Genomic DNA, 22,709 nt, shown 5'->3' with positions numbered 1-22,709 from the left:
GCGTGAGGGAGAAACGGCCCGTACTGAAATCGGCCCCAGATCGCACCAGGAAGTCGCCCCCAGTGCCTCTCGGCTTCCTCGGGGTATGGCCGAGAGCAGCCGACATACCCCGTCGGCTGCTCGGTCTACGGACTGCCTGTAGCTGGGTGTCCGAGTGACGGACGATGAGCAGGGTGCTGGGCGGCCCTTGGATCACGGCGTAGCCGCCAACCGTGGGGCGACGAGAAACGGCCCGTACAGGAAACGGCACGAAGGTCATTCAGGGTGCGCGGAGGGCTGTCGACCCTCACCGCGTTCCGTGCGCGGTGTTTGTTCTGCGGCGCGGGGGACGGGAGCAAGCCCAGCCTGCGCGGGGCCGACTCGTAGCCCTTGATCGTGTTTGCCTGGGGGTGGGAGCTATCCCCGCATGTACGGGGCCTCTGCTTCTACGGCAGCAACCTGTACGTCGATAAGGAGCTATCCCCGCCTGCGTGGAAATGGACCGTACGGCGTCATCGTTGAGGGCAGCGCGGCGTGGGCGGGAGGTCACCAGCCGGAACTGGCGGGCGGCGACGCTGGGTGGCCGGTGTCGAGGTGTGCGAGCCTGCCCGCCTCGTGCGCAACTGGGGTCTCTCCCCCCGTTACCGTTTTCGTGGTTCCGCAATGGGGCCTCCGGCCTTCGGTTCTGGCATGACTTGCCCCTCCTGTTGTGGATGATCCGGGGGGTGGTCCTACGTTGTTGATGGGTCGGACGGGCTGTCGTACGGTCCGGAGGATCCAGTGGCCCCGGGTATGGCTTGGGGGTGGTTGCCTTCAATGGTTCCTGTGACACCTGGCCGCCCGGGGCCGCACGACGCTCGACCACTGATGAGGGGCTTGAGCACCGGCTTCACCCGAGTCGGAAGAGCTCTCCGTAACGTGGATGTGACAGCTCGGTGCCCTGGCAGGGCCGGACGAAAGCGTGATGGAGGGGCCTGCACGTGATCGACACCGGCGACATCGACGTCTTCCTCGGCCTGGACGTCGGCAAGGGCGAACACCACGCCACTGCCGTCACGCCGGCCGGGAAGAAGACGTTCGACAAGCGCCTGCCCAACACCGAGCCCAAGCTCCGCGAACTGTTCGCAAAGTTGCAGGCCAAGCGCGGAACGGTGCTGGTCGTGGTCGACCAGCCGGCCTCAATCGGAGCCCTGCCGCTGGCGGTCGCGAGGGACATGGGCTGCCCGGTCGCCTACCTGCCCGGACTGACGATGCGGCGGATCGCCGACCTCTACCCCGGTGAGGCGAAGACCGGCGCGAGGGACGCGTTCATCATCGCGGACGCCTCCCGCGCCATGCCCCACACGCTGCGGGCCATCGACGGCGAGGACGAGACGATCGCCGAGCTGGAGATGGTGGGCTTCGACGACGACCTGGCCGGCGGGGCAACCCGGGTCGCGAACCGGCTTCACGGACTGCTGACCCCAGATCCATCCGTCGCTGGAGCGGGTGCTAGGTGTACTGTCCCGTGAGGTTGGGGACGCGGGTGGCTGGCCTTCGAGCGCGGTGTGTCCGCGGTGGTGATTGTAGGTGTGGAGCCACTGTGGGTAGGTGTCGCGTCGTTCGGCCTCGGGGCCTGTAGGGCCGCGCGTAGGCCCATTCGTCGAGGATGGCCGAGCGGCTGGTCGAGGAGATCTTCGCCGCCCTGGACGAGCAGACCGTCGTCGTTCCGGGGACCGAGGCGGCCGCGCTGATCGTCCCAAGCCTGGCCGGGTCCCTGACGGCCGTCCTTGACCAGCGCAAGCTGCTGGCCGCTCGGATCGAGGAACTCCTGGAGGCTCACCCTCTTTCGAAGGTCCTGACGTCCATGCGGGGCATCGGCGTCAGGACCGGAGCACGGATCCTGATCGAGGTCGGCGACGGCAGCACCTTCCCGACCGCAGGCCACCTCGCCACCTACGCCGGACTCGCGCCGACGACCCGCAGTTCCGGGTCGTCGATCCGCGGCGAACAGCCCTCCCACAGAGGAAACAAGCAGCTCAAACGAGCATTCTTCCTCTCCGTCTTCGCCGCCTTGGGCGACCCGGCATCGCGGGCCTAGTACGACTAGAAGATCACTCAGGGCAAGCACCACACCCAGGCCCTGCTCTGCCTCGCCAGGCGCCGGGCCGACGTCCTCTCCGCAATGCTCCGCGACGGCACCTTCTGCGAACCCCAGGCCGCCGCGGCGACTTGAGACCTCCTTGTCCTCCGGACAGGTGCGTGATCAGCTTCGGAGATGGGGGCCGAGGATTCCGAGCACATGCAAGTCATCCGCCGCTGGCTGGCTGGCGAAGTGGTCAACAACACCGTCGGCATCAAGCTGACCGGTGGCCCGTTCAACGGACAGACCAAGATCGTCCAGCTCGATCAAGACGCGCTTCCACCTTCACGCCTCCGTGCTCGTGGCGGCCGGGTACAGGGACCCTGGAACCCTGCCGCCTGGCACATCTACACACCCGTCCGTTCCCCCGATGCTCCCGCCGGCTGGATCTACGAATACACCGGGGCCGACACAGCCACGGACAACTGAAGCTCGCACCGGGGACTCCCGCGGACGCCCAGACGGCTTGACCGAAGAGATAGGGGCACCCCCCCGCCCGAAGGATGAGGAGAGTCGGGTGCCGCGAGGGTCGGATCGGCGGAGGCGATGCCGTTGGGAGACTGCTCTTGTCCAGGACTGTCCGGGCCAGGCGGAGGGTCGAGTTCCGGCCCGTCGGCGGTGGTGAGCCTGTCCTCCAGCGGACGCGATCCGGTACCGGAGTGGAGGCGATGTCGGCGAGTTGCTCACGTGTGGACAGGAGTTATTCGCGCCCGTCTGCAGGCTGTGTCTCCGTTCGCTCCCGGGGCGCCGACATCTTCTAGCGCAGGGGCCGCGCTCGGCCCGTCGGGGTGCGACGGGGGACCGTGCGCGTGAACGTGATCGCGATGGTGAGAGCCAGGCCGACGGCGGCCGGGGCGACGGCTGTCGCTCAGCTCCCGCCGCCGTCGGATCCTGTTGTCATCGCGACGGCCGCGGTGACCACGGCGGCCACCAGACCGCAGCCGAGGAGGGCGGCGACAACGTATGGGGAGAGGTCGTGTCTCCGGCCGTGCTGGGGCAGGCCGGCGTCCAACACCGCCCAGCGACGGGCCATCTCCCGTACCTCCTGGTGGTGCTGTGCGGCGGCACGGATCCGCAGCACAGCCGTGACGGCCGCACCCGCCACCGCCACGACGCATGCCGCCTGCCAGATCACGCCGACGAAGAGAAGCACGGCGATGCCCGCGAGCGTCGTCCAGCCGGTGAGGCAGGCCGCCGCCGCAGTACGGCGGGAGGCCGGACGGTCGGTGCCCGCGCGCAGGTCTGCGAGGGCCGGGAGGTACCAGACGCAGCCGGACGCGGTCACCATCGTGGCGCCCAGGGCCAGGACGGGCTGGGCCATGGCCTACTCCGCCGCCTCGAGCGCGACGATCTCCGGATGATGCAGGTCGAACGCCGGGGACTCGGACCGGATCCGCGGCAGGGACACGAAGTTGTGCCGAGGCGGCGGGCAGGAGGTCGCCCACTCCAGGGAGCGGCCGTAGCCCCAGGGGTCGTCGACGTCGACCTTCTTTCCGTACTTGGCGGTCTTCCACGCGTTGTAGATGAACGGCAGGATCGACAGGCCCAGCAGGAACGAACCCATCGTCGAGATCGTGTTCAGGGCGGTGAAGCCGTCCGCGGCCAGATAGTCGGCGTAGCGGCGGGGCATGCCCTCGGCACCCAGCCAGTGCTGGACCAGGAACGTGGTGTGGAAGCCGATGGTGAGCGTCCAGAACGTGATCTTGCCAAGACGTTCGTCGAGTATCTTGCCGGTCATCTTCGGCCACCAGAAGTGGAAGCCCGCGAACATCGCGTACACGACCGTGCCGAAGACGGTGTAGTGGAAGTGGGCCACGACGAAGTACGAATCGGAGAGATGGAAGTCCATCGGCGGCGAGGCCAGGATCACACCGGTCAGACCGCCGAAGGTGAAGGTGATCAGGAAGCCGGTCGCCCACAGCATCGGGGTCTCGAACGACAGGCTCCCCTTCCACATGGTTCCGATCCAGTTGAAGAACTTCACGCCGGTCGGCACGGCGATGAGGAGCGTCATGAAGGAGAAGAACGGCAGCAGCACGCCACCGGTGACGTACATGTGGTGCGCCCATACCGTCACGGACAGACCGGCGATCGCGATCGTGGCGCCGATCAGGCCCATGTAGCCGAACATCGGCTTGCGGGAGAAGACCGGGATCACCTCGGAGACGATGCCGAAGAACGGCAGCGCGAGCACGTACACCTCAGGATGGCCGAAGAACCAGAACAGGTGCTGCCACAGCAGCGCCCCGCCGTTCGCCGCGTCGAAGACATGGCTGCCGAACTTGCGGTCGCATTCCAGCGCGAACAACGCCGCCGCCAGGACCGGAAAGATGATCAGGATCAGTACGGCGGTCAACAGCACGTTCCACACGAAGATCGGCATGCGGAACATGGTCATGCCCGGCGCACGCATGCAGATGATGGTGGTGATGAAGTTGACCGCGCCCAGGATCGAGCCGAATCCGGACAGCGCGACGCCCATGATCCACAGGTCGGCGCCCAGGCCGGGTGAGTGCACGGCGTCCGACAGCGGGGCGTAGAGGAACCAGCCGAAGTCGGCGGCCCCGCCCGGGGTGAGGAAGCCGAAGGCCGCGATCGAGGAGCCGAACAGGAAGAGCCAGTAGGCCAGCATGTTCAGCCGGGGGAAGGCGACGTCCGGGGCGCCGATCTGCAGCGGCATGATCCAGTTGGCGAAACCGGTGAACAGGGGCATCGCGAACATCAGCAGCATGATCGAGCCGTGCATCGTGAACGCCTGGTTGAACTGCTCGTTCGACATGACCTGCAGCCCGGGCCGGGCCAGCTCCGCGCGCATCAGCAGCGCCATCACGCCGCCCACGATGAAGAACACGAACGCGGTGACCAGGTACATCGTGCCGATCTTCTTGTGGTCGGTGGTCGTCAGCCAGTCCGTCCACGACGGCCGGGCCGCGGGCCGCACCGCAGGTCTGGATGCCTCGTCTGCCACGGCGGCCATGGCACGTGGCCGCGTGGTCCTCGCATGCTCTGTCTCGTCCACCGGACGGCGTCCTCCCCTGCTGTTCATGTCGTCGACGAGCCGGGAAGCACCAGGAGTGCGGAAATGAACCTGGCCCTTCCCGGCCGCTGCCACATGATCGTCGGTGGGGGACGGGGTCCGGATAGGGTCGAACGGCCCCTGCGGAAGGCCGCACATAGGGTCCAACGTCCCCTCTTCGTGCCGCCTGGCGGCCGGGCGCTCCGCACCCCGCGCCACGGTCGTACGCTGCTGCGCACCGACTGGTTCAGGAGCGTCAGGAATGCCCGAATCGCCACCCCCGAACTCCGCGCCGTCACAGCGGAGACTCGACGTACCGGAGCGGATGCACAGCCTCCTCGACGCCGTCACGAACATCGGCCGCGGCCTGGAGCTGCCCCAGGTTCTAAGCAGCATCGTGGATGCGGCGGTCACTCTTACCGACGCCGAGTACGGCGCCCTCGGTGTGATCGGCGACGGGCAGCGACTGTCGCAGTTCCTGCCGGTCGGCATCGCCGACGACCTCGCGGCCCGCATCGGCCAGGCCCCCTGCGGGCGCGGCATCCTCGGCGAGCTGATCCGCAATCCGGTTGCCCTGCGTCTCACAGATCTGACCCGCCACCCGGCCAGTTTCGGCTTTCCCGAGCACCATCCGCCGATGCGGACGTTCCTGGGGGTGCCTGTCCGTGTCCGGGGCGAGGTGTTCGGCAACCTCTACCTGACCGAGAAGCGCGGGGGCACGGGGTTCGACTCCGAGGACGAGGCCGTGCTGGCGACGCTGGCCAACGCGGCCGGGGTCGCCGTCGACAACGCACGCCTTTACCACGACAGCCGACGCCGGGAACGCTGGCTGGAGGCGCTCAGTGAGATCACCCGCAGTCTGTTCGCCGGAACCGCCGCCCGCGAGGTGCTCCGCCTGATCGCCCGCAGGGCGTGCGAGGTGGCCGACGCCGACCTGACCGCCGTACTGCTCCCGGCAGAGGCGGACGGTGCCCGGCTCACGGTGGAGGTGGCGTACGGCCATGACGCCGAGCACGTCGAAGGAGCGGTCCTTCCCGCACACGGGTCGCTGGTCGGCCCGGCCGCCGGTGCCGATGAACCCGCGACCACCGCGGACGCCGGTGGCGACCTGCGGGCGCATGCGCTCGGCCACGAGAGCGGCGATCCGCAGGGGTACGGCCCCATGGTGGCCGTACCGTTGCCGCTGGACGCCTCGGCCTGCGGCGCACTGCGCCTGAGCCGGCGTGCGGGTCGCCCGGCCTTCGACGACACCGAGGTCGCCTTGGTCTCCCGGTTCTCCGACCAGGCCGCGATCGCCCTGGAACTGGCGCGGCGCCGCGCCGAGTCCGAGGAGCTGGCCGTGCTGCACGAACGCGACCGCATCGCCCGCGACCTGCACGACCTGGCGATCCAGCGGCTCTTCGCCACCGGCATGACGCTGCAGAGCGCCATCCGCATGATCGAGAGCCCCGACGCCGCCGAGCGGGTCTCCCGGGCGGTAGGGGATCTGGACACCACCGTCCAGATCATCCGCTCCACCATCTTCGAGCTGCGCTCGGCCGGGGACGACCGCGGCGGTCCGGGGCTGCGCCGCCGGATGCCTGAAACCGCCCGGCTGGCCGCCCAGTCCCTCGGCTTCAGCCCGGTTCTTCGGATCGACGGACCGGTGGACTCCACCGTCCCCGCCGAGGTGGCCGAACACGTCCTGGCGGTGACCGCCGAAGCCCTCAGCAATATCGCCCGGCACGCACGCGCCCGCCGGGCGGACGTCGTCCTGACCGTGCCGACGGCCGGGGATGTCCTCACTCTCGCGGTGACGGACAACGGAGTGGGTATGGGCGCCGCCCAGCACACCGGCGGACTGGCCAACCTGCGCTCCCGCGCCGCGCAGTACGGCGGGACGCTGACCGTCGAGTCCCCGGCACAGGGCGGCACCCGGCTCGTGTGGCGGGTGCCGCTGCCCGCCGACTGACGGAGCGCCGGTCTACCGCTCGGGCCGCCGCTGCTCCCGCAGCTTTTCGGCCAGCATCGCTGCCTGGATGCGGCGGCCCACGCCCAGTTTGGCCAGGATGGACGACACCCGGTTCTTGATCGTCTTCTCCGCGAGGAACAGCCGCTCGGCGATCTGGCGGTTCGTCAGCCCCTCGCCGATCAGCTCCAGGATCTCCTGCTCGCGCGGCGAAAGCCGCTCCAACTCGGGTGAGACGTACGGGGCTTCGGGTTCCGGCCGGGGGTCGCGCAGCCGCGTCATCACCCGCGAGGCCGCCCGGGGATCCAGCATGGACTCTCCCCCCGCCACCGTACGGACGGCGGCCACCAGGTCGGAACCGTCGATCCGCTTGAGCACATAGCCGGCCGCGCCCGCCATGATGGCGTCGAACAACGCCTCGTCGTCGTCGAACGAGGTCAGCATCAGACAGGCCAGTTCGGGCATCCGGGCCCGCAGCTCCCGGCACACCTCGACCCCCGCGTGGTCCCCGTTGCCGGCCTCGCCGAGCCGCACGTCCAGCACCGCGACATGCGGGCGGACCGCGGGCACCCGGGCGAGCGCCTCCCGGGCACTCGCCGCCTCGCCGGCCACGACGATGTCCGGCTCGGCCTCCAGCAGGTCGCGCACCCCTCGGCGCACCACCTCGTGGTCATCCAGGATGAACACCCGCAGAGGTGAGGCGGGCGAGGAGACGAGGCCGGTGTTCGTGTGTGCTTCCACGGAAGCCAGCGTACGAGCCGGGTGGCTACGGAGACCGACTGCTCCGTGCCGGGCGTCCTGCGGGTGGTGACGTTCATCCGGTTCCGGACATCAACCATGAGGAGGAGCGTGATGAGCTGCGCCGACTCCCGCTCCTCGAAACGGCGGGCTCCTTCGTCGTACGCCGCGTCGGGGACCCCCTGACCAGGTCGCTGAAGGGGCGCCCCTGTCTCTTTCGTCGAGGGCGGGGCGGTTGTTCTTCAAGTGACTTGCGTGACCTGCGAAAACACCCGCCTCCCGGCCTGGGGGAAAGCCCCTTCCGAGGGTTCCGCATCCAGAGGCGCCGCAAGCGGGAACGGACACGCGGCACGGAGCAACGGACCAGTGGCAACCCGGGCACCACGCTCCGTGCCGACTCGACAGGCACCTCAGACGGGAGCGGGGACGGAGCACCCGGTACGCGCCGGCCTCCGCGCCCGTACGCGCAAGTAGGGCCAAACGGCCCCTGCGGAACCACGGCGCGGCCTCATAACTTACGGAACCGTAGGTTCATCCCCGCAGCGAAAGGCCGGTTCCTCCATGGCTGCCGCCCCCCTAGGGTCCCCTTCCACCCGCCGCACCACGTGGACGGACGCGCAGCTCCTCCACGCGCTGGAGGAGGTGGTCGAGCGCGAACTCAACCGCCACCTGGGGGTGTTCAAGGAGTGGATGCCCCACGAGTACGTCCCGTGGAGCCGAGGCCGGGACTTCGACGGGGTCCTGGGCGGTGAGCCCTGGGTGCCGGAGCAGTCTCCGCTGACCGCGATGGGCAAGGTCGCGATGGTGGTGAACCTGCTCACCGAGGACAACCTGCCCAGTTACCACCACGAGATCGCCACCCTGTTCGGGCGTGACGGCGCCTGGGGCACCTGGGTGCATCGGTGGACGGCGGAGGAGGCCCGGCACTCCATGGCCATGCGGGACTACCTGGTGGCGTCCCGCGCCGTGGACCCGGCGGCACTGGAGCGGGCCCGCATGACCCACATGTCCGCCGGATTCGTCTCCGACAACCGGCACTCGCCGCTCCACACCGTGGCGTACGTCGCCTTCCAGGAACTGGTCACCCGCATCTCGCACCGCAATACCGGGCACAGCTCGGGCGATCCGGTCTGCGACCGCCTGCTGGCGCGCATCGCCACCGACGAGAACCTGCACATGGTTTTCTACCGCAACCTGCTGGGGGCCGCCCTGGAGATCGCCCCCGACCAGGCCTTGCACGCCGTCGCCGACGTGGTGAGCGGCTTCCGGATGCCCGGCCACGGCCTGCCGGGCTTCGAACGCGCCGCCGTCGAGATCGCCCTGGGCGGGGTCTACAACCTGCGCGTCCACCACGACGACGTCCTCCAGCCGGTGCTGCGGCACCTCAAGGTCCTGCGCCTGACCGGCCTCGGGCCCGAGGGGCTCAAGGCCCAGCAGGAGCTGGGCGAGTTCCTCGGTTCACTGGACGCGCAGGCGACCCGGTTCGACGAGCGCCGGGCCGCCGTCCTGGCGCGGCGCGCGGCCGCCAGGCGCTGAGCGCGGCGTGTCCGCACCGGGTGAGGCACCGCGCGGGTGCGGACCCCGTGCCGAGGGGCCGCAGCCGCTTCCAGGCCCTCCGGCTTCGAGCCTGCTGACCGGAAAACTCAACGGTCGGATGGGTACGGTCAGATAGCCCTTCGGCGGTGACGGCCGGGGGCTCTCGTGGTTCGGGTGATCCCCAAAGGACTCGGCTTCCGTTCGCCGGTTCTCAGTGCGCGATGTCGTCGATCAGCTCGCGCGCGCCCTGCCGCAGCAGCGCCACGGCCACGGACGTGCCCAGTGTGGCCGGGTCGAGTCGGCCCGCCCATTCGTGGGCGTTGAGCTGGACCTTGCCGTCCGGGGTGAACACGCAGGCGCGCAGGGACAGTTCACCGTTGCGGGCCACCTTCGCGTACCCGGCGATCGGGCTGTTGCAGTGCCCCTGGAGAACGTGCAGGAACATGCGCTCGGCCGTCGCCTCCCGATGCGTGTCCGGGTCACCGAGGCCGCTGACCGCGTCGATCAGCTCGGTGTCGCCCTCGCGGCACTGGAGGGCGAGGATGCCCGCGCCGATCGGCGGCATCATCGCCTCGGGGGAGAGGATCTCGCTGACCACGTCCATCCGGCCGATGCGCTCCAGACCGGACACGGCGAGGAGCAGCGCGTCGGCCTCCCCGGCCGCGAGCTTCTCCAGCCGCCGGTTGGCGTTGCCGCGGAACGGCACGCACTCCAGGTGCGGATGGGACGCGGCCAGTTGGGCGATCCGGCGCACCGAGGACGTACCGATCCGGGTGCCGTCCGGCAACTCGTCGAGGGTGCGGCCACCCGGGTGGATCAGGGCGTCACGGATGTCGTCCCGCTTGAGGAACGCGGCGAACATCGTGCCTGCGGGGAGCGGCCGGTCGGCCGGCACGTCCTTGACGCAGTGCACCGCGAGATCGGCCTCGCCGGCCAGCAGCGCGGCGTCGACCTCCTTGGTGAACGCCCCCTTGCCCTCGACCATGGACAGATCGCCCATCCACTTGTCGCCGGTCGTCTTCACAGGGACGACCTCGGTGCGCACCCGCGGATGTACGACGGCCAGTTCGGCACGTACCCGTTCCACCTGGGCCAGTGCCATGGGCGAGTCGCGGGAGACGATTCGGATCAGTTCAGGGACGGACATGCCGACACGATAGACCCTCGGGACCGCCCTCTCGGTACGAACCGGTCGCTTCGCCCGGGGAGTTCGCAACCGGCACGGAGACCACCGGGAGCCCCGGCGCCGACTCCACGGAAGGTACGACCGCCTGCCTGCGGGACAGGAGGAGCGCGATGCCGACAGCCCGCCACGCGGCCCCGGCACCGAAGCCCACGGCCGCCACGGCCACCCGGAACCCGTTCCCGGAGGGCAGCGGCACACCGCCGAACGAGGTGGTCTTCCTGGCCGGCACGACCCCTGCCCTCACGCTGGGCGCCGCCGCCACGACGAGCGCGGGCATCGCACCGTAGAAGAGTCCGGCACCCGCCCCGATCTCGCGGGAGACCAGGACGGGCTGCCGGACGTCGGTCATGAGGGTGAGGCTCAGTCCGTATCCGGCCGCCTCGGGGAACTGCGGTGGCGGTCTACGGGGCCCACGGACTGTCTGCCGAGCGGTGACCGCCGGGACCGCGGGCGGGGCGGGGTCCGGGGAGGCGTTTCCCGGGCCCCGCCCCGCCCGCTCGTCCTACTCGTCGAAGGTGACGACGACCTTTTCGGCGGCGCCCGGGGTGAGGGCGAGGTCGAAGGCGGTGTCGACGTCGGCGAAGGGGATGCGGTGGCTGATGAGCCTGGCGAAGGTTTCGTGGTGCTCGACGAGTTCGGGGGTGACCTCGAAGATCTCCGTGGGGTAGCCCTGGGAGGCGATCAGGGTGAGTTCGCTGCGGAGCATGCCGCCCAGGTCGATCTGGTCGGACTTCTTCTGCACGGCGACCATGACGAGCTTCGCGCCCCACTTGGCGGACTCGACGGTGGTGTTGAAGACGGCGGCGACACCGGCGGCGTCGATGTAGATGTCGGTGCCGGGGCGGGGCTGGCCGAGGGCGTTGGCGGACTGCCCGTGGAGTTCCGTCAACCGCTCGGTGACGTTCTCGGTGCGGGAGTTGATGACGGCGTCGGCGCCGATGGCGAGGGCGGTCTCCAGGCGTTCGGGGATGACGTCGGCGACGACGACGTGCTTGACGCCGCGGAGCTTGAGCCAGATGGTGGCGCCGAGGCCGATGGGTCCGGCACCGAAGACGACGACGGTGTCCTCGGGGGTGGCTTCGGAGCGGTTGACGCAGTGCCGGGCCACCGCCATGGGCTCGTTCAGGGAGGCGACGTCGAAGGGGACGGTGTCGGGGAAGACGGCGACCGTCCTGCCGACCTCGCAGTCGTCGAGGAGCAGGTACTGGCTCATCGCGCCGTGTGCGCCGCCGCAGCCGATGATGCCGGACGACACGCCCTGCGGGTTGACGACAACACGGTCGCCGACCTTCAGGTCCCGTACTTCCGCGCCGAGTTCGACGATCTCACCGGCGGGCTCGTGGCCCAGTGGGATGGCGCGCATGGTGCCGTCCGCGGTCGGCATGCCACCGAGGTGGAGGAAGAAGGTGTCGGTACCGCAGATGCCGCAGGCCCGGATGCGCATGAGGGCGTCCTTGGGGCCTGGTACGGGGCGTTCGACCTCGACGACCTCGACCTTGTCCTTCGCGGTGTGTACGGACTTCATGGTGGTGGACATGAGTAACTCGCCTTCTGAGTAACGAAGTTGATGCTCGGTTGGGTGGGGGATCCGGGTGCGGCCGTCAGGCCGCGGTCGGTGTCCGGGCCGGAACCGGCCCGGATGTCGGGGGCGCCGGTGGCCCTGGCCGGTCGAGTCGGCCCGGACGCTCCGCTCCAGGTGCGTCGCGACCGGGTTCCCGGCGCCTGGGCGTCTTGCGGTACTTGTCCGCTTCATGAGACATGGGTGCTCATCCCGACGCCTTCAGGGCGCGCAGTACGGCGTCGGCCATCCCGCGTTCGCCTCGCTCGTTGGGGTGAACCGGGGCCGCGTCCGCCGCCGGCATCAGCGGCTCGATCCAGCGGGTCTCCCGAGCCGCGCAGGCGTCACGGCCGACGGACGGCCCGTAGGTGTCGACGTACACCGCCCCGGCGGCCTCGGCCCGCTTCCGGAGCGTGCTGTTGAGCTGACGTTCCTTGGCGTCGAGGAACCGCACGTCCCCGGGAGCGAGGGTCATGTCGTCGTCGCAGCGCTTCCCCTCGGACGGCAGGATCGCCGGATAGCCGACGACGTACACCTCGGCCCGCGGCGCACGGCGCTTCACCTCGGCGAGCGCGCCGGTCAGCCGCTCGCCCGCCGCGTCGATCCGCCGCGCCACCTTGTCGGCGCCGTCGGAGACGTACTCCCGCCGGCAGGGCGCGTCGTTGCCGCTGAACCTGCCGCTGCCCGTCAGCCGATAGACGACGCCCTTCTTGACGCACTCCTGGACCGTGGCGGCGAAACCGATGTCGTTGCCGCCCATGCCGATGGTGACCAGTCCGGTCCTCGTGGTGAGTGCGGACAGCTGGGCCGGGTTGACGCCGTTGTCCGTGGACTGGGCCGAGGAGAGGTCGGCGATCTTCGCGCCGCTGCAGCTCATGTCGCGGAAGTCGGCTGTTTCCAGAGCCAGTTGCCGCGCGACCAGGGAGGGGTAGTTCCGGTCGGAACGGTCGCAGCCCGCGGGGTTGGTGGCCTGGGCGGGAATCCCCGGGCCCGAGGTGTAGGAATCGCCCAGTGCCACATACGGGCCCTGTGGCGGCGCCGGATCGCCGTCGTCGCGTCCGACGGCGATCACCGTGACCAGCACGCCGCACGCGACCGCCCCGGCCAGTCCGGCTCGTCCGTAGGTCCTCATCGGGGTGTCCTGCCTTCCGTCTCCTGGGGCCGGTCCGGCCGGCACTGCTCGCTTCGGGGGCGCGTGGCCCGGGGGACGGTGGTGGGCGGTGAGCGGAGCGGTCTCGGCGGTGCTGTCGGCCTCGTGCGCCGGGGGAGTGGGCCGGGGGCTGCCCAGTGGTCACGAGGAGTCGCCGTCGAACCGGGGGTGGGGTGTCCTCGGACTCGGCGCCGGACGGGGGGAGTTGTCCGAGGCCGAGTCCGAGGGGCGCGCCGGGCCCCGTCCCCACGGGTTCGGCGCGGCGGGGCCTCCTCCGCTCAAGGCGGCCCCGGTCCGGGTGCCCGCGGCTCTTCGCCGCGCGGGCTTCGGTGACCTGGACGGTCACCGGGGTGGTGGTCAGGTGGTGCGGGTCATGGGAACTCCTGCGGTCGCGGTGCGAGGGGTCCGTGGGGCCGCAGGGGTATTGCCGACGGCGACGGACTCCGTTTTGCTTGAGTCAGGCAAGCACATGTGAATTACTTGAGTCAAGCAAGCTAATGTCGAACGGTGTCGAACACGGAAGGGGAGTGAACTGTTTTGCTTGAGTCACGCAAGCAAAATGCTAGGGTGGCGGGCATGCCCACACCACCGTCAGCGGAAGTCCTCGCGTCAGCCGCGACGGACGTTGCCGAGATCGACCGGAATCTCAACCGGATCGCTCACCTGGCCTACCATGCCCGGCAGCACGGCCGATTGAGGGAACTGGCCGGTGTTCCCCTGGAGCGCTCCGCCGTCGTGCTCCTGCGGCAGATCGCCGACTCCGAACCCCTGCGTCTGGGGGAGCTGGCCAACCGGCTGGCGGTCGAGGCCTCCCACGTCACCCGCCAGGTGCAGCAGCTCCAGAAGGCCGGATACGTCACCCGCGTACCCGACCCCGACGACCGCCGTGCGCAGCGCATCCGGCTCACCACGGCGGGCGAGGAGGCGGTCGTCCGTATCCGGGAGGTCAGTTGCCGCAACATGCGGAGGGCTCTGGAAGGGTGGTCACCTCATGAACTCCGGCGCCTGACCGCCTTCGTGGACCGGATGGTCGACGACGTGCTCTCCGCCATCGACGCGAGCGACGGCCGCGAGGCCGCCGTACCGCACCACACCCCCTGACCGCACCGGGCGGCGCAATGCGTACCCCCGCTCGCCGTGCCGTCCCATGTCACCGGGACGGCCGGTCGCGGTGGCTCGCGCAGCCGTTGAGACGTGAAGCGTGGATCCCATATGAACGGTCTTTCCAAGGCGGGCATCTGTGAGAAACCGGCGCCGGTCGAGGATCGCGGGCAGCACATCCTGGTCATAGCCCGCGATCCCGTGGTCACCGAACTGCTGTCGACGACACTGGAGTTGGCGGGCTACCTGGTCACCACGGCGTGCTCCGGGGCCGAGGCGCTGACCAGGCTCGGGGGCTTCCGGTTCGACCTGGTGGTGCTCGACCTGGCGCTGCCGGACCTGGACGTACTGGCGCGGCGGCATCGCGTCACCGGTGCCCGCCCGGCGGTCCTCTTCCTGGCGGCTCCCGACTCCCTGGGTGCCTTGCTGTCGGCGATGGGCCCGGTCGGCCGGGACTACGTGACCACGCCGTTCCGTATCTCCGAAGTCCTGGTCCGCGTGCAGGTGCTGTTGCGCGGCTCCAGCCCCGCACCGCAGCTGAGAGCGCTGTCGTACGGAGATCTGGCCCTGGACGACGCCACCTGTGAGGCGCGCCGCGGGTCGCGTCCGCTCGATCTGACTCCGGCGGAGTACCGGCTGCTGCGCCACCTGCTGGTCAACTCCGGGAAGGTGCTGTCGAAGGAGCGGATCGCCCGGCACGTCTGGGGTGAGTACCGGGGCGGAAACGCGATCGAGCAGCTTGTCTCCCGGCTGCGACGCAAGGTGAACCAGGAGGCGCCGGCGCTGATCCACACCCGTCGAGGGTTCGGCTACTGGCTCGGCGCCCTGACGCCGTGAGCGGGACGGTTCCCGACCGGTTCTCACCGAACTCCGGGCGCGCGACACTTCTCGGTCGACCGTCCCGGGCCCCGGACGGTCGGGAGGGCGACGGTGGGGCCGATGGCTGAATTTACTTGAGTTACGCAACGAGATGGTAAACTTGAGGGTATGTCCACACCGCCACCCAAGACCGCTCCCGCCCCGAAGGATGTGGCAGAGATCGAGCGAGCTCTCACCCGCATCTCCTATCTGCTCAGCCGTGCCAGGCAGCACGACCGTCTGATGGCGATCGCCGGAGTGCCGCTCGACCGGGCCGCCACCGCGCTCCTTCGGCAGATCGCCGACTCCGAACCGATGCGCCCCGGGGAGCTCGCCAACCGGCTGGCGGTCGAGGCCTCCCACGTCACCCGCCAGGTGCAGCAGCTCCAGAAGGCCGGATACGTCACCCGCGTACCCGATCCGGACGACCGTCGCGCCCAGCGCATCGAGCTGACCGCGACGGGAGAGGAGGCCGTCGAGCGCGTCCGGGAGGCGAGCCGCCGCGGTATGCAGATGGCCCTCGGCAACTGGTCCGCCGAGGAACTTCAGCAGCTCGCGGGCCTGTTCCACCGCATGGTGGACGACTTCCTCTCCTACTCCCTCGACGATGAAGGCGAGGCGGACGTCGTCGAGCCCCTCCCCAGCGTCTGACGCAGCACCTCGTGCCGTTTCGCACCGCGCCCGCGGTGCGAAAGGTCACTCCCCGTCGAGCACCAGCTCGACCGTACGCCGACCGGTTTCGGTCGCGGCGAGAACCGGGGCGCCAGGCCGGCCGTCCACCGTGCAGGAGCGCACCCGGTTGCCCGCGCCGGTCAGTGCGATGTCCAGGGTCAGGCCCCGCCAGCGCAGCCCGCGCAGCCGGACCGGCCCCCACCGCCGAGGCAGGCAAGGTCTCAGCCGCACCGCGTCCGGCGAGTGCTCCAGGCCGACCAGCCCCTCGTGGACGAGGCGCAGATACGCGGTCGCAGACCAGGTCTGATGCGGCTGCGAGACGAAGTGCTCGGCTCTGCCGCTCGCACCGCTCTGCCAGCCCCCGTCGACCCTCCCGCTCACCGAGTCGTACACCTCGTAGAAATCGTCCCCGCTGCCGGTGACGAGGTCCGCGAAGGTCTCGACGGCGCGTGCGAACGGTTCGGGCCGGCCGGCGCCGGCCGCGGCGAGCCCGTACAGGCCGTGCACCATCGGCCAGACCATCACGTTGTGCCGCCCGGGACGGCCGGCGCCGAACCGGGCGAAGTGCGGCCAGACGTTGACGATGCCGTGGGGCTGCCAGTGGGCGCCGTCCAGGATCTGCCGCGCCCGCCGCTCGTCGGCCACGCCCAGCAGCAGGGCCAGAGCGAGCCCGGCGCCCTCCTGAGAAGTGTCGACGCGGCCGGCGGACGGACCGGCACCGTGCACGAGATACGCGTACGTGCCCGCGTCCGGTCGCCACAGATGCCGGTCGACCGCGGAGCGCAGCCGCTCGGCCGTCGCACGCCACGATGCCGCCTCCGCCGGGTTGCCCAGTGCGTCGGCCATGGCCGCCAGCGCCGACCGGGCACCGAAGTAAAGGCAGTTCGTCGACAGGCACATCAGGTCCGCTGCGTGCGGATGGTCGAGGACGAAGGACGAACGGACACCCGCGGTCCAGGGCGGATCGGGATATCCGGAGATCCCGTCGTTCATGAACCCCGGCCCCCGGAAGAGCCCGTACGCACTGTTGAAACTGTGCTTCTCGCGCGCCTCCATCGTGTGGACGGCCGTCTCGTGCGCCCTGGTCAGGAAGTCCCCGTCGCCGGTGACCAGGTAGTGGTGCCAGGCGGCCACGATCCATACGACCTGGTCCCACCACTGGTTGTCCTGCTGTACGACGAGTCCGCCCGGCCCGCGGTCCACCACGGACCAGAGGGTGTTGCGCCCGAGGTCCGGCGCCAGCAGGGAGGCCGCGCTCCACGCGTTGACGGCCGCGTCCCGGGTCCACCGCTGCGGTGCCGGATAGCCGGCCCCGGCTCCTACGACGGTGCCGGGCGGGTCGGTGAGCAGCCCGGCCTTGTCGTGGACCGCCGGATCCGCCGTGATGGTGTTGCGGTCGGACACGTCCGCCAGCGCGGACGCGTAGAGCCTGCCCAGACGGCGCTGGACGGCGGGGTCGTCGAAGGTGAGTGACGGCATGGTGGACCCGATCGTGGGGGCCACGGTACGGGCGGTGGCCGGGGGTGGGGCGGCGCCGACGCCGGCCGCCGCGAGCGCCGTACCGCTCGCGGCCTTCAGGAACTCCCGTCGGTGAACCGGGCCTCCCTTGCCGTCCCGGTCACCGGTGTCCTGCTCCGCAGCCGCCGTGCTCATTCCTCGCCGCTCCCTTTCCGTGTCCCGCGAGCAGTGTGTCCCCCGGAGCCTGGAGAACGACGGCACCGCCCGGTCGGTGACGCGGTGCGGGCATCGGCGTCGGAGGCCGCGCGTGGGCGGCTGTTGTCCGCGGAGGCTCAGGCGATGCCCCCGTTCGCACGCAGTACCTGGCCGTTGACCCAGTGGCCGGTCGGGCCGACCAGGAAGGACACCACCGAGGCGATGTCCTGAGGGGTGCCCAGGCGTTCCAGAGGCGGCTGGGCGGCCAGGCGGGCGACGGTCTCCTCGTCCTTCCCGTCGAGGAACAGGTCGGTGGCCGTCGGGCCGGGCGCGACGGCGTTGACGGTGATGTCCCGGCCGCGCATCTCCCGGGCGAGGATCAGCGTGAGGGCCTCGACGGCGCCCTTGCTGGCCGCGTAGGCGCCGTAGCCCGGGAAGGACAGGCCGAGGACCGACGTGGAGAAGTTGACGAGTGCTCCGCCCGGCCGCAGCCGGCGCGCCGCCTCCCGGTCGACTACGAACGTGCCCCGGATGTTGGTGCGGTGGACGGCGTCGAGCTCGTCCAGGTCGAGTTCGGCTATCGGGGACAGCGCCATCCGGCCGGCCGCGTGGACGACGGCGTCGACACCGCCGTAGGTGCTCTCCGCGAGGTCGAACAGGGCGCTCACGTCGGTCTCGTCGGCGACATCGGCGCGGGCGGAGAGCGCGGTGCCGCCGGCGTCCACGATGGTGTGCACGGCGTCCTCGGCGGCCTCCTTGTTGCCCGCGTAGCCGACCACAACGGCGAATCCGTCGGTGGCGAGCTGCCGGGCCACCTGGCGCCCTATTCCCCGCGAGCCGCCGGTCACGACAGCGACGCGCGGGCCGGTGCCGGGCGTGCCGGACGGGGTGGTGCTGGTCCGAGTGGTCATGACGGATCCCTTCGTCATCCGACGTAGCGGCGCTACGGTCGATTCGTATCGACGGTACCACCGAATCGTAGCGATGTTAAGGGGTACTCGTAACGTCGCTACGAATGTCGTACCGTGAAGTCATGGACGCGAGAGAGAAGATCCTGGACGCCGCCGCGGAGCTGCTGGCCCGGGCGTCGGTCGCCGATGTGTCGACGCGTGCCGTGTGCGAGGCCGCGGGCGTGGGGGCGCCGATGCTCTACCGGCTCTTCGGCGACAAGGCGGGGCTGCTCGCCGCAGTGGTCGACCGGGGGTTCGAGCAGTACCTCGCGTCCAAGCGCGCCGCCCGGCCCAGTGCCGACCCGGTCGCCGACCTCAAGCGCGGCTGGGACAACCACATGCGGTTCGCACTGGACCACCCGAACCACTACCGCCTGATGTACTCGCCCGAGCTCACCACGCCCCCCGCCGCCGCGCAGGAGGCCCACGCCCTGCTGCACGGCGTGCTGGAGCGGTGTGCGGCGGCCGGGCTGCTGACCGTTCCACCGGAAGCCGCCACCCGGGTCGTCATGGCGGCGAACGTCGGTGCCGCCCTGTCCGTGCTCACCAGGCCCGAGCAGTACCCGGACATCCGGTTCGCCGCCCGCCTGCGCGACTCGGTGATCGACTCCGTCACCTGCCCCGCCGGCACCGGCGAACCAGGTGACAGCGGCCGGGGAAGCGCGGTACCGGCCGCGGCGGCCACCCTCGCGGCCCGGCTGCGCGCCGAACCGCCGCAGCGACTCACCACGGTCGAGGCGGCGCTCCTCCAGCAGTGGCTGGAAACGCTCGCGGACTCCGGCGACCCCACGTCCTGACCGCGGAAGGCAGTCGAACACCCGACTCTCGAACTGGATTTACCGTCCAGTAGGATCGCCCGGCACACCATCCGAGGAGGAAGCGTGCCCCGGTCCCAACGCTCACCCCTGCTGCTCGCCGGTCTGCTGGCCGCCGCGGGCGTCACCCACTTCGTCGCACCTCGCACGTTCGACGCGATCGTGCCGCGCTCGCTGCCGGGCACACCCAGGACCTGGACGTACGCCAGCGGCGCCGTCGAAATCGCACTGGCGGCCGGGGTCGCGCTGCCGCGGACCCGGCGGGTCGCCGCGCTGGTCACGGCGGGCTTCTTCGTCGGGGTGTTCCCGGCCAACGTGAAGATGGCCGTCGACTGGCGCAACCGGCCCGCCGCCCTGCGGGCCGGGGCGATCGGGCGGCTGCCGCTCCAGGTGCCGCTCGTCCTGTGGGCACGCAGTGTCGCGAAGAACGGAGAGGGCCGGTCATGACAAAGGTGAGCGTCGGCGACAAGATCGAGGACTTCGAGCTGCCGGACGAGAGCGGAGCGCCGCGTCGACTGTCGGAGCTGCTCGTCGACGGGCCGATCGTCCTCTTCTTCTACCCCGCGGCCCTGACCCCCGGCTGCACGGCCGAGGCCTGCCACTTCCGCGACCTGGCCGCCGAGTTCGCCGCCGTCGGCGCGCGGCCGGTCGGCATCAGCGGGGACTCGGTCGACCGTCAGCAGGAGTTCGCGCAGAGCCACACGCTCGGCATGCCGCTGTTGTCGGACGCCGACGGGACGGTCCGTGAGCTGTTCGGCGTCAAGCGTGGGTTCTCGATGATGCCCACCAAACGGGTCACCTTCGTCATAGCCCAGGACCGGACCGTCCTGGAGGTGGTGACGAGCGAGCTGCGGATGAACACCCACGCGGACCGCGCCCTCGCCGCACTCCGCGCCCACAGGGGCTGACGCCCGGCTCGGCTGTCTCCTGGCCGCCCGCAGCGGGCGGTCGGCCGGGATTGCCTTGCCGGTGTGGGGCATCTGGGTTGATGCCCCGGGGCCCAGGGACCATCCTGGGGCGTATGAAACAAGTCGCCGCCGCGGTGATCATCGATGCCCGAGGCATGGTGACGGGATGGAGCGAGGGCGCCCGGCGGTTGACGGGGCACACGGCCGAGGCCGTCGTCGGACGCCCGGCCGCCGGACTCCTCGCCGAGGGCCCGACGCCGACGGCGATGACCGAACTGGCCGGCGTGGTGGCGCTCCGCCACCGGGACGGCCACCGCGTCGAACTCGCCGTCAGCGCCTGCGCCGTACTGGGCGAGGACGGCCGGGCGCGGGGATTCGTCGTCACCGCCCTCCCCGAACCGGTGGCGCCCGAGCCGCAGAGGGACGCGCAGGCGCAGGCGCCGGCCCTGCTGGAGAGGACCGTCCGGCAGGCCTCCGTGTCGATGTCCGCCTTCGACACCAACCAGCGCTACACGTGGCTCAACGACGCCGCCTGCGACCTGATGGGGATCGAGGAACAGACCCTGATCGGGCAGTTCTACGGGGACGGGAACATCGTGCCCGACGACCGGATCAGCGAGGGATTCCTGCTCAACCTGCGCGAGGTCACCCGCACGGGCGTCCCCGTACGCTACGAGACCTTCGGCAAGGACGCGGACGACGGCCGGGAACACGCGTGGACCCTTGAGATGTGGCCGGTGCGAGACGACCTGGGGGCCGTCGTCTCGGTGGGCATCGCCGCGTTCGACAGCAGCGAACAGCACTGGGCGCGACGGCGGCTCGCCCTGCTCAACGAGGCGGCCACGACCATCGGGACCACCCTCGACGTCGTCCGCACCGCCGAGGAACTCGTCGAACTCGTCGTGCCCCGGTTCGCCGACTTCGTCAGCGTCGACCTGCTCGACTGGGTGCTCGGCGCCGACGAACCCACGGACGCGCAGGCCGACGAGGTCGTACTGCACCGGGTCGCCCACGGCTCCGTCACCGAGGGCACTCCGGAGGCCGTCATTCCGCTGGGCGCGAAGGACACCTACCCGCCGTTCACCCCGCCCGTTCGGGCGATCGCGGAGGGCCGGGCGGTACTCGGGCGGGTCGGCGAGCAGGCGTTCGACGAATGGGTGGCCGAACGCAACGCCCGCGAGCCCGTCGGCCGCCCGTACCGCAAGGGCGTCCACTCCATGGTGACCGTGCCGCTGCGGGCCCGCGGCACCACACTGGGCGTCGCGGTCTTCCTGCGCATCGGATGCCCCGACCCCTACACCGAGGACGACGTCGTCCTCGCCGAGGAACTGGCCAGCCGCGCCGCCGTCTGTGTCGACAACGCCCGCCGGTTCGCCCGGGAGCGCACCACCGCGCTCGCCCTCCAGCACAGACTCCTGCCCCGGGGGCTGCCCGGCCAGGCGGCCGTCGAGGTCGCCCACCGCTACCTGCCCTGCGGATCGGTGGCCGGCATCGGCGGCGACTGGTTCGACGTCATCCCGCTGTCCGGCAGCCGGGTCGCCCTCTGCGTCGGCGACGTCGTCGGGCACGGCATCCAGTCCTCCGCGACCATGGGACGGCTCCGTACGGCCGTACGGACCCTCGCGGACGTCGATCTGCCGCCGGACGAACTCCTCACCCACCTCGACGACCTGGTCACCCACCTGGCCGACGAGGAGGACGGTGCCGACGTCGCCGAACTGGGCGCCACCTGCCTCTACGCCGTCTACGACCCGGTCTCGCGCCGGCTCACCCTCGCCTCCGCCGGACACCCGCCGCCGGCCGTCGTACCGCCAGGCGGCGTCGCCGAGCTGATCGAGGTCACCGCGGGACCGCCGCTCGGTGTCGGCGGCCTGCCCTTCGAGTCGACCGAGCTGAAACTGCCCGAGGGCTCACTCCTCGCCCTCTACACGGACGGCCTGATCGAGGACCGAGACCGGGACATCGACCACGCCACCGCCGAGCTCTGCCGCGCGCTGAACCTGCCCGGCGCCTCGCTCGACGCCGTGTGCGACGCGGTGCTCAAGGCCGTGCTGCCTGAGCAGCCAGGCGACGACGTGGCCCTGCTGCTCGCCCGTACGCACGCGCTGGGCGCCGGGCGGGTGGCCACCTGGGACGTCCCGCCCGACCCCGCGCACGTGGCCGTCACCCGCCAGGCCGCCATGGAACAACTGACCGCCTGGGGGCTGGAGGAGGAGGCCTTCGTCACCGAACTCGTCGTCAGCGAACTGGTCACCAACGCCATCCGGTACGGCGAACCGCCCATCCAGCTCCGGCTGATCCGCGACCGTGCCCTCATCGTCGAGGTCTCCGACGGCAGCTCCACCTCACCGCACCTGCGCCGCGCGCACGTCTACGACGAGGGCGGCCGTGGCCTGCTGCTCGTCGCCCAGCTCACCCAGCGCTGGGGCAGCCGCCAGACAGGTGCCGGCAAGACGATCTGGGCGGAGCAGCCGCTACCGGCCGAGTGATCCGGCCGAAGGGGGACAGCGCGGGTTCAT

Annotated in this window: 19 protein-coding genes and 1 pseudogene; 12 read left to right on the top strand and 8 right to left on the bottom strand. The window is 70.7% G+C overall.

Annotated features, from left to right (window positions below; all coding sequences use genetic code 11):
* Positions 1-959 precede the first annotated feature (959 nt).
* Both OG595_RS02440 and OG595_RS02435 read left to right on the top strand, forming a co-directional pair.
* Positions 960-2,194, top strand: a pseudogene (locus tag OG595_RS02440) (IS110 family transposase).
* Between the two features lie 42 nt (positions 2,195-2,236).
* Positions 2,237-2,530, top strand: a complete 294-nt coding sequence (locus OG595_RS02435) for a hypothetical protein (protein WP_329267255.1) — start codon at positions 2,237-2,239, stop codon at positions 2,528-2,530.
* 439 nt (positions 2,531-2,969) lie between these two features.
* Here OG595_RS02435 and OG595_RS02430 read toward each other — a convergent pair whose 3' ends face one another.
* A complete protein-coding gene (locus OG595_RS02430; protein WP_329267253.1) occupies positions 2,970-3,422 on the bottom strand; it encodes a hypothetical protein in 453 nt (150 codons plus the stop codon).
* 3 nt (positions 3,423-3,425) lie between these two features.
* Positions 3,426-5,078 (bottom strand): aa3-type cytochrome oxidase subunit I, encoded by a 1,653-nt coding sequence (gene ctaD / locus OG595_RS02425; RefSeq protein ID WP_329267251.1) that lies wholly within the window; start codon positions 5,076-5,078, stop codon positions 3,426-3,428.
* A 364-nt stretch (positions 5,079-5,442) separates the two neighbouring features.
* On the opposite strand from ctaD, the gene OG595_RS02420 reads away from it, so the two are divergent.
* On the top strand, positions 5,443-7,068 hold the full coding sequence (locus tag OG595_RS02420; protein WP_329282587.1) for a sensor histidine kinase: 1,626 nt from the start codon (positions 5,443-5,445) through the stop codon (positions 7,066-7,068).
* A gap of 12 nt (positions 7,069-7,080) precedes the next feature.
* On the opposite strand, the gene OG595_RS02415 is transcribed toward OG595_RS02420, so the two are convergent.
* Entirely contained in the window at positions 7,081-7,806 is a 726-nt protein-coding gene (locus OG595_RS02415; protein WP_329267250.1) for a response regulator transcription factor, read from the bottom strand.
* Positions 7,807-8,364: 558 nt separating this feature from the next.
* Here OG595_RS02415 and OG595_RS02410 point away from each other — a divergent pair.
* Positions 8,365-9,339, top strand: coding sequence for an acyl-ACP desaturase (locus OG595_RS02410; RefSeq protein ID WP_329267248.1), 975 nt, complete (start codon positions 8,365-8,367; stop codon positions 9,337-9,339).
* A 211-nt stretch (positions 9,340-9,550) separates the two neighbouring features.
* Here OG595_RS02410 and hemC read toward each other — a convergent pair whose 3' ends face one another.
* Positions 9,551-10,486, bottom strand: a complete 936-nt coding sequence (gene hemC, locus OG595_RS02405) for a hydroxymethylbilane synthase (protein WP_329267246.1) — start codon at positions 10,484-10,486, stop codon at positions 9,551-9,553.
* 149 nt (positions 10,487-10,635) lie between these two features.
* Between hemC and OG595_RS02400 the strand changes: the two genes are divergently transcribed.
* Positions 10,636-10,812, top strand: a complete 177-nt coding sequence (locus tag OG595_RS02400) for a hypothetical protein (RefSeq protein WP_329267244.1) — start codon at positions 10,636-10,638, stop codon at positions 10,810-10,812.
* A 215-nt stretch (positions 10,813-11,027) separates the two neighbouring features.
* On the opposite strand, the gene OG595_RS02395 is transcribed toward OG595_RS02400, so the two are convergent.
* Together OG595_RS02395 and OG595_RS02390 are read right to left on the bottom strand one after the other, a co-directional pair.
* A complete protein-coding gene (locus OG595_RS02395) occupies positions 11,028-12,062 on the bottom strand; it encodes a zinc-dependent alcohol dehydrogenase (RefSeq protein ID WP_329267242.1) in 1,035 nt (344 codons plus the stop codon).
* 229 nt (positions 12,063-12,291) lie between these two features.
* On the bottom strand, positions 12,292-13,215 hold the full coding sequence (locus OG595_RS02390; RefSeq protein ID WP_329267241.1) for an SGNH/GDSL hydrolase family protein: 924 nt from the start codon (positions 13,213-13,215) through the stop codon (positions 12,292-12,294).
* Positions 13,216-13,809: 594 nt separating this feature from the next.
* On the opposite strand from OG595_RS02390, the gene OG595_RS02385 reads away from it, so the two are divergent.
* The 3 genes from OG595_RS02385 (at position 13,810) to OG595_RS02375 (ending at position 15,843) form a co-directional block, all read left to right on the top strand.
* Positions 13,810-14,334 carry a MarR family winged helix-turn-helix transcriptional regulator gene (locus OG595_RS02385; RefSeq protein ID WP_329267240.1) on the top strand — a complete coding sequence of 175 codons (525 nt, stop codon included), beginning with the start codon at positions 13,810-13,812 and terminating at the stop codon, positions 14,332-14,334.
* Positions 14,335-14,445: 111 nt separating this feature from the next.
* Positions 14,446-15,171: a response regulator transcription factor gene (locus OG595_RS02380; RefSeq protein ID WP_329267239.1), complete on the top strand. Its 726-nt coding sequence runs from the start codon at positions 14,446-14,448 to the stop codon at positions 15,169-15,171.
* Positions 15,172-15,321: 150 nt separating this feature from the next.
* Positions 15,322-15,843 (top strand): MarR family winged helix-turn-helix transcriptional regulator, encoded by a 522-nt coding sequence (locus tag OG595_RS02375; RefSeq protein WP_329267237.1) that lies wholly within the window; start codon positions 15,322-15,324, stop codon positions 15,841-15,843.
* 45 nt (positions 15,844-15,888) lie between these two features.
* On the opposite strand, the gene OG595_RS02370 is transcribed toward OG595_RS02375, so the two are convergent.
* Positions 15,889-17,517 (bottom strand): MGH1-like glycoside hydrolase domain-containing protein, encoded by a 1,629-nt coding sequence (locus tag OG595_RS02370; RefSeq protein ID WP_329267236.1) that lies wholly within the window; start codon positions 17,515-17,517, stop codon positions 15,889-15,891.
* A gap of 137 nt (positions 17,518-17,654) precedes the next feature.
* On the bottom strand, positions 17,655-18,428 hold the full coding sequence (locus tag OG595_RS02365) for an SDR family oxidoreductase (RefSeq protein ID WP_329267235.1): 774 nt from the start codon (positions 18,426-18,428) through the stop codon (positions 17,655-17,657).
* Between the two features lie 122 nt (positions 18,429-18,550).
* On the opposite strand from OG595_RS02365, the gene OG595_RS02360 reads away from it, so the two are divergent.
* From OG595_RS02360 to OG595_RS02345, 4 genes are all read left to right on the top strand, one after another.
* Positions 18,551-19,264 (top strand): TetR/AcrR family transcriptional regulator, encoded by a 714-nt coding sequence (locus OG595_RS02360; RefSeq protein WP_329267234.1) that lies wholly within the window; start codon positions 18,551-18,553, stop codon positions 19,262-19,264.
* Between the two features lie 84 nt (positions 19,265-19,348).
* Entirely contained in the window at positions 19,349-19,729 is a 381-nt protein-coding gene (locus OG595_RS02355; protein ID WP_329267233.1) for a DoxX family protein, read from the top strand.
* Positions 19,726-20,190, top strand: coding sequence for a peroxiredoxin (locus OG595_RS02350; RefSeq protein WP_329267231.1), 465 nt, complete (start codon positions 19,726-19,728; stop codon positions 20,188-20,190). Before OG595_RS02355 ends, OG595_RS02350 begins: the two co-directional genes overlap by 4 nt.
* 113 nt (positions 20,191-20,303) lie before the next feature.
* Positions 20,304-22,679 (top strand): SpoIIE family protein phosphatase, encoded by a 2,376-nt coding sequence (locus OG595_RS02345; protein ID WP_329267229.1) that lies wholly within the window; start codon positions 20,304-20,306, stop codon positions 22,677-22,679.
* Positions 22,680-22,709: the final 30 nt, after the last annotated feature.

Origin of the sequence: Streptomyces sp. NBC_01451 (genome assembly GCF_036227485.1) — a bacterium.
Taxonomy (GTDB): domain Bacteria; phylum Actinomycetota; class Actinomycetes; order Streptomycetales; family Streptomycetaceae; genus Streptomyces.
This window is presented reverse-complemented; position numbering and strand designations above follow the sequence as displayed.